The organism is Methylobacterium sp. J-026, assembly GCF_022829585.1.
Lineage (GTDB): Bacteria > Pseudomonadota > Alphaproteobacteria > Rhizobiales > Beijerinckiaceae > Methylobacterium.
In genome coordinates, this window is record NZ_JAKSYC010000192.1 from 1 (window position 1) to 10,000 (window position 10,000).

At 71.0% G+C, this 10,000-nt stretch carries 11 protein-coding genes; 6 read left to right on the top strand and 5 right to left on the bottom strand.

The features are described from left to right. The 3 genes from MKK69_RS17820 to MKK69_RS17830 all read left to right on the top strand — a co-directional run. A partial coding sequence (locus MKK69_RS17820; RefSeq protein WP_243969981.1) for a Rid family hydrolase occupies positions 1–283 on the top strand: 283 nt, incomplete at its 5' end. Next, entirely contained in the window at positions 280–849 is a 570-nt protein-coding gene (locus MKK69_RS17825) for an MOSC domain-containing protein (RefSeq protein ID WP_243969983.1), read from the top strand. The genes MKK69_RS17820 and MKK69_RS17825, both read left to right, overlap by 4 nt. 4 nt (positions 850–853) lie before the next feature. Next, positions 854–1,801: a PDR/VanB family oxidoreductase gene (locus MKK69_RS17830; RefSeq protein ID WP_243969985.1), complete on the top strand. Its 948-nt coding sequence runs from the start codon at positions 854–856 to the stop codon at positions 1,799–1,801. 121 nt (positions 1,802–1,922) lie between these two features. Here MKK69_RS17830 and MKK69_RS17835 read toward each other — a convergent pair whose 3' ends face one another. Both MKK69_RS17835 and argH read right to left on the bottom strand, forming a co-directional pair. After that, positions 1,923–2,582, bottom strand: coding sequence for a hypothetical protein (locus MKK69_RS17835; RefSeq protein WP_243969987.1), 660 nt, complete (start codon positions 2,580–2,582; stop codon positions 1,923–1,925). A 375-nt stretch (positions 2,583–2,957) separates the two neighbouring features. Continuing rightward, a complete protein-coding gene (gene argH / locus MKK69_RS17840; RefSeq protein WP_243969989.1) occupies positions 2,958–4,337 on the bottom strand; it encodes an argininosuccinate lyase in 1,380 nt (459 codons plus the stop codon). A 42-nt stretch (positions 4,338–4,379) separates the two neighbouring features. Here argH and tlpA point away from each other — a divergent pair, with 42 nt between their 5' ends. Next, a complete protein-coding gene (gene tlpA, locus MKK69_RS17845) occupies positions 4,380–5,021 on the top strand; it encodes a thiol:disulfide interchange protein TlpA (protein ID WP_243969991.1) in 642 nt (213 codons plus the stop codon). A 13-nt stretch (positions 5,022–5,034) separates the two neighbouring features. Here tlpA and MKK69_RS17850 read toward each other — a convergent pair whose 3' ends face one another. Then, positions 5,035–5,517: a type II toxin-antitoxin system VapC family toxin gene (locus MKK69_RS17850; RefSeq protein WP_243969993.1), complete on the bottom strand. Its 483-nt coding sequence runs from the start codon at positions 5,515–5,517 to the stop codon at positions 5,035–5,037. 83 nt (positions 5,518–5,600) lie between these two features. Then, positions 5,601–5,912 (bottom strand): hypothetical protein, encoded by a 312-nt coding sequence (locus MKK69_RS17855; RefSeq protein WP_243969995.1) that lies wholly within the window; start codon positions 5,910–5,912, stop codon positions 5,601–5,603. 82 nt (positions 5,913–5,994) lie between these two features. On the opposite strand from MKK69_RS17855, the gene nhaA reads away from it, so the two are divergent. Further along, the gene (gene nhaA / locus MKK69_RS17860) at positions 5,995–7,200 is read left to right on the top strand and encodes a Na+/H+ antiporter NhaA (RefSeq protein WP_243969996.1); all 1,206 of its coding nucleotides are present in this window, start codon (positions 5,995–5,997) and stop codon (positions 7,198–7,200) included. Between the two features lie 55 nt (positions 7,201–7,255). Next, the gene (locus MKK69_RS17865; protein ID WP_243970012.1) at positions 7,256–9,013 is read left to right on the top strand and encodes a carbamoyltransferase; all 1,758 of its coding nucleotides are present in this window, start codon (positions 7,256–7,258) and stop codon (positions 9,011–9,013) included. On the opposite strand, the gene MKK69_RS17870 is transcribed toward MKK69_RS17865, so the two are convergent. After that, positions 8,904–9,464 carry a response regulator gene (locus tag MKK69_RS17870; protein WP_243969998.1) on the bottom strand — a complete coding sequence of 187 codons (561 nt, stop codon included), beginning with the start codon at positions 9,462–9,464 and terminating at the stop codon, positions 8,904–8,906. The two genes, MKK69_RS17865 and MKK69_RS17870, sit on opposite strands and share 110 nt — an antisense overlap. Positions 9,465–10,000 lie beyond the last annotated feature (536 nt).

The following is a 10,000-nucleotide window of genomic DNA, read 5'->3' on the forward strand; positions in this document are numbered from 1 at the left end:
CCCGGCGACGGGGGCGTTCCCGGAGGGCATCGCGGCGCAGACCCGCCGCGCGCTGGCCAACCTCGCCGCGGTGCTGGAGGCCGGAGGCGCCAGCCTCGCGAGCGTGGCCAAGACCACCGTGTTCCTGAAGGACATGAACGACTTCGCCGCGATGAACGCGATCTATGCCGAGCATTTCCCCGGCGCTGCGCCGGCGCGCTCGACCGTCGAGGTCGCGCGCCTGCCCCGCGACGCGCTGGTCGAGGTCGAGGCGATCGCGCTGGCGACGGGGCCGGTCCGATGAGCGCGCCATCCGCACCGCGCCACGTCGAAGCCTTCGCCCACGCGGCCGGCTCGGTGGCGGTCGCCGTCCCCGGCGGCGCGACCGGATGGCGGGGCGCGCTGCTCACCATCCACATCGCGTCGGCGGCGAGCTACGAGATGGAGGAACTGGCCGAGGCCCACTGCGTCGCCGGCCGCGGCATCGAGGGGGACCGCTACTTCCTCGGGACGGGGACCTACTCGCCCAAGCCCGACACCCGCGAAGTGACGCTGATCGAGCAGGAGGCGCTCGACGCCCTCGCGCGCAACGACCCGCCGCTTCAGGGCGGCCCGATCCAGCTCGCGCCGGTCGACCACCGCCGGAACCTCACGGTGCGCGGCGTGCCGCTCAATCATCTGGTCGGCCGCCGGTTCCGGGTCGGCGAGGTGATCCTGCGCGGCGGGCGCCTCAACTTCCCGTGCAAGTATCTGGAGGAACTGCTCGGCCAGCCGGTCTACCTGCCGCTCTACAACCGCTCGGGCCTGAATTGCGGGATCGAGCGCGGCGGGATCATCCGCCCGGGCGACGCCATCGCGCTGGTGGATTGAGCCGGTGTCCGCGCGCATCGTCATGAAGCTGACGGTGGTGGAGGCCGTCGCCACCACGCCGGAGGTGCTGCGCCTGACGCTGGTCCACCCGCAGCGCCCCGAATTGCCCGCTTGGGAGCCCGGGGCGCATGTCGACCTGCGCCTGCCGGACGGCCGCATCCGCCAGTACTCGCTCTGCGGCGATCCGGCCGACCGGAGCCGCTATGTCCTGGCGATCAAGCGCGAGGATGCGGGCCGCGGCGGTTCGCTGTGGACGCATGCCAACCTGGTCGCGGGCGCCGTCGCCCACGTCTTCCACCCGCGCAACAATTTCGGTCTGGCCATCGGCGCACGGCGCCATGTCCTGATCGGCGGCGGCATCGGCGTGACGCCGCTCGCCGCCATGGCCCGGCGCCTGACTGCGAGCGGCGCCGACTTCACGCTCCACCTGTGCGCGCGTTCGGCCGAACAGGCGCCGCTGCTGTCCGAGTTGCGGACGCTGTGCGGCGACCGGATGCGCTGCTGGTTCTCCTCGGATGGCGGACGCTTCGATCCCACTTCGCTCGGAGCGCCGGGCGCGGGCATCCATGCCTATGCCTGCGGGCCCCAACGGCTCACCGACGCCGTGCAGGCCGCGCTGACGGCCGCCGGATGGCCGGCGGAGCGGGTGCATGTCGAGCACTTCGCGCCGATGGCCGACGAGACCTACAAGCCCGAACCCTTCGACGCGCTGATCGCCTCGACGGGGGCGGTCATCCACGTGCCGGCCGATGCCTCCCTGCTCGAGGTTCTGCGGCAGCACGGCTTCGCGATGCCCTCGTCCTGCGAGATCGGCGTGTGCGGCTCCTGCGAGTGCGGCTACCGGGACGGCACCGTGATCCACCGCGACGTCGTGCTGCCGGTCGCCAAGCGTCAGGACCGGATGATGCCCTGCGTGTCCCGCGCCCGCGTGAAGGTCACCCTCGCGCTCTGAGAGTCCGCTGCCGATGCCGTCGAGCCCTCCCCCCGGGGCCGTCGTCAATCCCGGGATCGGCCTGCCGGGTCGCGTCGGACCCCATGTCGAGCCGGGCCGGGATATCGTCCTGCACCGTTCGTCAATGCTGCCGAATGGACAAAACAGCACCCGTGCCGCTCTGCGCGTAGACCGCCGTCTGATGCGTGCCGGTCTGTATGACGACGGCTCTCTCGCCGGAGCCCGTCTGCGCACCGGTTACCAGGTTGTACGCGCCACTCTGCTCGATCGTGGCCCTGTCATCTCGCCCGGCTTGGAGCGCCTGGATGACGTTTTGGTCCCCGCGCTGGCTGACGCGGAGCATGGCGAGATCGCCCTGGGTGCCGGTCATGCGGTTATCCGCGCCCGATTGAACGCCCGCGAGGACGGCCGCTTTCCCGTTCTGATCGACGCTCACGGTGTTGTCTTTGCCGGTCTGCGAGACGCTCGACGTCTTGCCGGCCTCCGCGACCGTCGTGAACAGCCGGTTTGTCGCGCCGGGCGTATTGACGGTCAGGTCACTGTACGTGGCTGTCGGCGATGATCCAGCCGGATCGGCCGATCGGTGATACGCGTCAATGAGGCTGAGGCTATCCGGATTACCCCCGCCAGCGGCGCAGGCAAGCGGATGCACGGCGGATATCAGGACGCTCAGCAGCGCCGTACTTGTCGTCCTGCCGACCCGTCGAGCAGCGATGTGACACGACATGAGTTGTAGCTTCAGTTCATCGATTCGCATTGCCGCGAGCTTGGGCGCGAGCATTTAAATCGCGATCAATCTCAGCTCCATGATCGAAAAATCTAGCCGGTTATGGTTTCGAATTGACATACAACTTGTATCAACCCCGGGCGAACGGCCGCCGATTTCGTACGCCCGCAGTGAAGGCCGCGCTCGTCGTTGCAATGGGGCGTCAGACAGCGATCATCCGGGGCCGGGCTGAGTCCAATTCCAGGGGTGGCAGATCGTCGATGCGCCGGGCGGGCGGGGGCAGGCGGACACCCGAGGACGTCGGCGAGCCAAGCCTGCGGGTTGAGGCCGGTGCGCTCGGCGTTTTCGATCCACGTGGAGGATGCAGGGCGACGCGGCCGCCGCCCTGGCTGAAGCCCGCATCGCCCAGGGGCCGAGCCCCGTCCCCGGTCAGGCCAGCCGCTCGATCCAGCCCTGCGCCTGCTGGCGCACATTATCGGGCGCGGTGCCGCCGTAGCTGGTGCGGCTCGCCACCGAGTTCGCGACGCCGAGCACGGCATAGACCGCCTCTGTGATGCGCGGCTCGGCCTCCTGCATCTCGGGGAGCGACAGGTCCTCCAGCCCGATGCCCTTGGCGGAGGCCGCGCCGACCAGGCGGCCGGTGACGTGGTGAGCCTGGCGGAACGGCAGGCCGAGCTCGCGCACCAGCCAGTCGGCGAGGTCGGTGGCGGTGGCGTAGCCGGAGCCGGCCGCTTGGCTGAGCACCGCGGCGTTGGGCTCCAGATCCTTCACCATGCCGGTCAGGGCGGCCAGGCACAGGGACAGGGCCTGGAGGGCGTCGAACGTCCCCTCCTTGTCCTCCTGCATGTCCTTGGAATAGGCGAGCGGCAGGCCCTTCATCACGATCAGCAGGCCGGTCAGCGCGCCGATGATCCGGCCGGACTTGGCCCGCACCAGCTCGGCGGCGTCGGGGTTGCGCTTCTGCGGCATGATCGACGAGCCGGTGGTGAACCCGTCCGACAGGCGGACGAAGTTGAACTGCGCCGAGGTCCAGACCACCAGCTCCTCGGCGAAGCGCGACAGGTGCACGGCGCAGATCGAGGCGGCGGCCAGCGATTCCAGGGCGAAATCGCGGTCGGCGACCGAATCCAGGGAATTGGCGGTGGGCCGGTCGAATCCGAGGGCCGCAGCGGTGGCGTGCCGGTCGATCGGGAAGGAGGTGCCGGCCAGCGCCGCGGCGCCCAGCGGGCACTCGTTGAGCCGCGCCCGCGCATCGCGGAACCGGCCCCGGTCCCGGGCCAGCATCTCGACATAGGCCAGGCAATGGTGGCCAAAAGTCACCGGCTGGGCCGACTGGAGATGGGTGAAGCCCGGCATCACCGTGCCGGCATGCTTGAGCGCCGTCTCGGCCAAAGCGCGCTGCAGGTCGGCGGCCTGCTGGTCGAGGGAGTCGAGGGTGTCGCGCACCCACAGCTTCATGTCGGTGGCGACCTGGTCGTTGCGCGAGCGCGCCGTGTGCAGGCGCCCGGCCGCCGGACCGACGATCTCGGTCAGCCGGCTCTCCACCGACATGTGGATGTCCTCGAGCTCGCGCTTGAACACGAAGCGCCCGGCCTCGATCTCGTCGCGCACGGACTTGAGCCCGGCCTCGATGGCCGCCACATCCTCCGCCGGGAGGATGCCGGCCTGGCCCAGCATCGCCACATGCGCCAGCGAGCCGCGGATATCCTGGGGCGCAAGGCGCTTGTCGAATCCGATGGAGGCGTTGATCTCCTCCATGATCTCCGCCGGGCCGCTCGCGAAGCGGCCGCCCCACATCCGGTTGCTCATGTCGATCCTTCCGCGCCCTGACCATCCCGGCAGGCAAGCCTGATGCCCGGCCGCACCACAATCGCGGCCGGCGCGGGCCTCGCCGCGCTCGCCACCCTTGGGCTCGCCCTATACGGGAGCGGTCTCCTGCCCGGCAACACGGACGGGGCACCGGGCCCCTGCGCCGGCTCCGATCCGGCGCTGGCCCGGGTCGACGCCGCCGCCAAGGGCGAGGTCGCCGCCATGCAGGCCCTGAAGCAGGCCCGGCCGGCGCCCGAGATCCGGTTCAAGGGTCCGGACGGCGCCGAGACCGGGCTGTCCGACCTCAAGGGCCGGCTGCTGCTGGTCAATCTCTGGGCGACCTGGTGCGCCCCCTGCAAGGCCGAGATGCCGGCCCTCGACCGGCTCCAGGCCCAGCTCGGTGGCCCGGATTTCCAGGTGGTCGCCATCAACGTCGACACCCGCAACCTCGACAAGCCGCCGGACTGGCTGAAGCAGGCCGGCATCCACGACCTCGCCTTCTACGCCGATCCCGGCGGTCGCGTCCTGCCGACGATCCAGCGCGACACCCAATCGCCCGGCCTGCCGACCACGATGCTGATCGACGCGAAGGGCTGCACCCTCGGGGTGATGAAGGGCCCGGCCGCGTGGTCGAGCCCGGACGGGCTGGCGCTGATCCGCGCGGCCCTGGGGCGGGCGTCGTGAGGGACGGGAACGCTCAGACCCGCTCGTAGACGACGAATCGCCCCTCCGGTGCGAGCTGCTGGATGACGTCGAAATCGTCCCGATTGGCCGTCAGCACGGGAAGACCGGCCCGTGCTGCGGTGAGGAAGATAAGCGCGTCGGCGAGACAGGCCGTGCGCTGGTGACTTTGATAGCCCTGGAGGCGCGCCAGCATGCCGGCCAGGAGACCCGCATCCGCGAATGTCTGTGCGTCGGGCGTCAGCAGGCGCGTGTCCGGGATCTGCGCGAACAGATCCGCATAGTGATCGCGCAGCGCCATCCAGTTCGGTCCGCGAGGGTCGGCGGCAGCGACCCCGACAGCTAGCTCGGAGAGCGCCACCGCGCAGTGGAACAGCAAGGCGCGATCGAGGAGGCGGCACAGGTCCGTCGGCAGGCGACCGGCCGCGCTGTGGATGTAGACGCCCGTGTCGAGGACGAAGGCGGCGGGGGCGGCCTCACCGTAGAGGGTCCAATCCACGTGTACATGCTGCGGGCGCGGGGACAGGCGCAGCCTGCGCTTGTCCGGCTTGCGACGCCGGAGCGCAGCCCGCAGATCGGCGCTCAACGTGTGCCGGTATCGAGGTCGTGGTCAGGCCCGAGCCGACCGGCGGTGCAGCGGAGAAAATTCGCGACCGGATCCGGTTGCGCCAGAAGCGCCAGGGCAACCACCCCGAGTTCGGCCGTCGACGTGATGCCGGCCTCACGCTTGGCCGCATTCACCAGGGCGGAGGGTACGCGAAAGCTCACGTGCTCCGATTCCACACCGTCGAGCAGACCGGATCTCTTCGCTTCCTCAAGAACCGCAGCATGGATTCGTGCGGCAGAGTGCGGAGCGCGCGTCCGCCGAGCGGGTGTGGATTTCGATGCGGCCATGCCTCTCATCTCCAGCTGCCGACACGTTGCACACGGGATGCAGCCTTGCCCCCATCGCCGATGCGCGGCAAGGCCTGACCCGATGAAGCCGCCCCCGTCCCCCGATCGCCCCGCGCCGAAGCGGGGCCGGCGCCCGCTCTCGGCCATCCGCAGGATGCTCGCCAGCGAGGCGGCGGGCGGGCTGATCCTGATCGGCGCGGCGGCGCTGGCGCTCGTCGTCGCCAATGGGCCCCTGTCCGAGGCCTACGCCCATGGGCTCCACGCCGCCCTCGGCCCGCTGAGCGTGCAGCACTGGATCAACGACGGCCTGATGGCCGGGTTCTTCCTGCTGGTCGGGCTGGAGATCAAGCGCGAGGCGCTCGACGGGCGGCTGCGCACCTGGCCGGACCGGGCGCTGCCCGGCTTCGCGGCCTTGGGCGGCATGGCGGTGCCGGCCCTGGTCTACGCCCTGTTCAATCTCGGCGCCGACACCCTGCGCGGCTGGGCGATCCCGGCGGCCACCGACATCGCCTTCGCCCTGGGCGTCCTGGCGCTCCTCGGCCAACGGGTGCCGGTCTCGCTGAAAATCTTCCTGAGTGCCGTGGCGATCATCGACGACCTCGGCGCCGTCCTGGTCATCGCGCTCTTCTACAGCGCCGGTCTCGACACGACGATGCTGGGTCTCGCCGCCCTGGTGCTCGCCGCCCTCTACGGCCTCAACCGGGCGGGGATCGGGTGGCTCCCGGCCTACGGGCTGCTCGGCCTTGTGCTCTGGGTACTCGTGCTGCGCTCCGGGATCCACGCCACCATCGCGGGGGTGCTGCTGGCGCTGACCATCCCGATCCGGGTCAGCCCCGGCCGGCCGGAGGCGGCGGAGTCACCGCTCCATCGGCTGGAGCATGCCCTAGCACCCTGGATCACCTATGGGGTGGTGCCGATCTTCGGCTTCGCCAATGCCGGCGTGGACCTGACCGGCCTGACCGGCGACGCGCTGCTCCAGCCCGTGACGCTCGGCATCGCGGCCGGCCTGTTCCTCGGCAAGCAGGCCGGTGTGTTCGCGAGCCTGCGGCTCGCCGTCGCACTCGGGTTCGGACAGCGCCCGGCCGGAGCCGGCTGGGGGCAGGTCTACGGCGTCGCCGTGCTCTGCGGCATCGGCTTCACCATGAGCCTGTTCATCGGCGGCCTCGCCTTCGCGGATCCGCAGCACGAGACCGCCGTGAAGCTCGGCGTGCTGGCGGGCTCCGCCCTCTCGGGACTCGCGGGGGCGGGGATTCTCGTGTTGGTGCGGCGCCCCGCAGCAATCCGGTAGCCGCCGCGCCCGGCTGGGCTCCGTTGCGCGGAAAAATGCGCTACCGCGCTTGCGTATGCGCTTCTATCTCGGCCTCGCCACCACCTTCCACGATCCCGCCCTGGCCCTGGTCGGGCCCGACGGCAGCCTGCTCTTCGCCGAGGCCGCGGAGCGCGACCTCCAGTACAAGCGCGCCCCGAACTGCGAGCCGGACGCCCCGGGCCGGATGGCGTCCCTCCTGAAGGCGCATGTCCCGCCGGGTTCCGAGCTGGTCATCGCCTCGACCTGGGGACCGCAATTCACCGATTTCCTGCGGGGCCAAGCCGGCGCCGGCGCCTTCGACCTGATGGCGCTCGCCGCCCACGGCACCGCGCTCAACCGCTCCTTCGTGCCCGAGCAGGCGGAGCGGGTGTTCATCGCCGATCTCCACGGCGCCCAGGAGCGGGCCGGCCACGGCACCTTGCTCGCCCTCAACCAGGAGGCGCGGATCACCGGCGCGGCGCCCCGGGCGGCGATCGCCGGTCAGCGGCGCTATCCGCACCACCTCTGCCACGCCGCCTACGGCCTCTGGGGCAGCCCCTTCGAGGAAGCCACCGCCCTGGTGGTCGACGGCATGGGCGAGACCGGCGCGGCGGCGCTCTACCGGCTGAACGGCGGCCGGATCACCGAGCTGCGCCGCCACCGGGGGCGCGGGTCGCTCGGCTTCCTCTACGGGCTGATCACCGACCTCGCCGGCTTCGACCAGGTGAAGGGCGAGGAGTGGAAGATCATGGGGCTCGCCCCCTACGGACATCCCGATCCGGACCTCGCCGCCCTGCTGGGCCGGCTCTGCACGGTGGAGGGCGGCCGCCTGCGCTACGCCGACGCGGACACGATCCGGGCGGTCGCCGGGGCGATCCGCGGCCGCCGTCCCGCGGACGCCCTGGAGAACGGCTGGGCCGACCTCGCCCGCTGCGGCCAGGATTTTTTCGCGACGTTGATGGACGTCCTGGTGGCCGAGGCCCGGGCATTGGCGCCCAGCGAAAATCTCGTGATCGCCGGCGGCTGCGGCCTCAACTCCTCCTATAACGGCCGGGTGCTCGCCCGCTCCGGGTTCCGCCGGCTGCACGTCCCCTCCGCCCCGGCCGACGACGGCAACGCCGTGGGCGCCGCGTGGCTCGCCTACGCGGAGGACCATCCGGACTGGGCCGGCCCGCCCGCCGCCCAGCGCCCGCTGACGCCCTATCTCGGCTCCCGGGTCTCGACGCTGCCGATGGAGCGCCTCGCCGAACAGGAGCCCCGGGCCAGGCGGGTCGGCCACGCCGAGGCGACCCGCGCGGCGGCGCGAATCCTGGCCGCCGGCGGCCTCGTCGGCTGGGTGCAGGGCCGGGCGGAGTTCGGCCCCCGGGCCCTCGGCAACCGCTCGATCCTGGCCGATCCGCGGCCGGAGGGCGCCAAGGACGCGCTCAACGCCAAGGTGAAGTACCGGGAGGCGTTCCGGCCGTTCGCGCCCTCGATCCTGGCCGAGGCCGGTCCCGACTGGTTCGAGGACTACGCCGACAGCCCCTACATGGAGCGCACCCTGGTCTGGCGGGAGGCGGTCCGCGCCCGCGTGCCGGCGGTGGTCCATGCGGACGGCACCGGCCGGCTCCAGAGCGTCACGCCCGCGCGCAACCCGGCCTACGCGGCCCTGATCGCGGCCTTCGCGGACCTCACCGGGGTGCCGATCCTGCTCAACACCAGCTTCAACGTGATGGGCAAGCCGATCCTCCACGGCGCGGAGGACGCGATCCTGATGTTCTACACCACCGGCCTCGACGCCCTCGTGGTCGAGGACTGGCTGGTGGTGAAGTGAGCGGCCGGGCGTCGGGGCGTTCCAGGCGGGGGATTTCGGACCCGGACGCCACGGCTCGGACGAGATGCGCGGCGCCCGGCCGAGGATCGGTGGGCCAGACCTCCGCGAGGATCGTCCGCAGGGCGGCCGGCATGAAGGGCTTGACCAGGCAGGCGTTCACGCCGGCCCGGCGTACCGCCGTGAAGGCATGGGCGTGCTCCTTCGTGGTCATCATCACGAACAGCGTCTCCCGCAGGCGGCGGTCGTCGCGGATCCGGCGGAGCAGCTCGAAGCCCGACATCGGGAACATGTGCAGGTCCGAGATGACGAGGCCGTAGGTGTGCTCGTTCAGCATGGCGAGCGCGGCGGCGCCGTCGGGCGCCTCGCGCACGTCGTGAACCCCGATCTGCTCGAGGACGGCCCGGACCACCGTGCGGATCAGGGGCACGTCGTCGACCACGAGAACCGGCATCTGGCGCGGATCGGGACCCGCCGTTCCCCCTGTCTTCGGACGGGGCCGGGGCGAGGACGATCCGCGCTCGGGCGGTTCGCTCACGTCGCGCCCGGATCTGTCGGCTTCGTGAGTCTGCTGCACTTCGTTCACGACACTGCTCTCACTCCAACTGTAGTGATATGAGCCGAGCTTTTTGTGAAAACATCGTTGCTGCTTAGTTCACGAATAGCCACGCTAGACCTGCAGCATCCGCACAAGATCGTGTGCGGCCGCATCCGGAGCGTCGATCCCCCGCGCCTCCGGTCCCCGAACCGGGCCCGCCGCCGATCCCGGGCTTCATCCCGCGTTCTGAGATCAGAGGGCTGTCCGCCGATGTGGATGCCAGTTCGGCGCAACACAGCACGGTCCAACATGGAGCCGGAGCCATTCCCCGTGGCAACGCGACGGGGAACGGCTCTGAGGCGCGGCCGGTCGAAGCGGGTCGGTACCGGCGGACCTGTTAAGCTTCGATCTGTGCGCAGGGAATACCGATTCCAAGCGTCACGGAGCCAATA

Coding starts and splice junctions, on each gene's coding strand:
- MKK69_RS17835 (WP_243969987.1), bottom strand. CDS start 2,582: ATGCTCGCGCCCAAGCTCGCGGCAATGCGAATCGATGAACTGAAGCTA.
- MKK69_RS17855 (WP_243969995.1), bottom strand. CDS start 5,912: ATGGCCGCATCGAAATCCACACCCGCTCGGCGGACGCGCGCTCCGCAC.
- MKK69_RS17825 (WP_243969983.1), top strand. CDS start 280: ATGAGCGCGCCATCCGCACCGCGCCACGTCGAAGCCTTCGCCCACGCG.
- nhaA (WP_243969996.1), top strand. CDS start 5,995: ATGAAGCCGCCCCCGTCCCCCGATCGCCCCGCGCCGAAGCGGGGCCGG.
- argH (WP_243969989.1), bottom strand. CDS start 4,337: ATGAGCAACCGGATGTGGGGCGGCCGCTTCGCGAGCGGCCCGGCGGAG.
- tlpA (WP_243969991.1), top strand. CDS start 4,380: ATGCCCGGCCGCACCACAATCGCGGCCGGCGCGGGCCTCGCCGCGCTC.
- MKK69_RS17865 (WP_243970012.1), top strand. CDS start 7,256: ATGCGCTTCTATCTCGGCCTCGCCACCACCTTCCACGATCCCGCCCTG.
- MKK69_RS17870 (WP_243969998.1), bottom strand. CDS start 9,464: ATGCCGGTTCTCGTGGTCGACGACGTGCCCCTGATCCGCACGGTGGTC.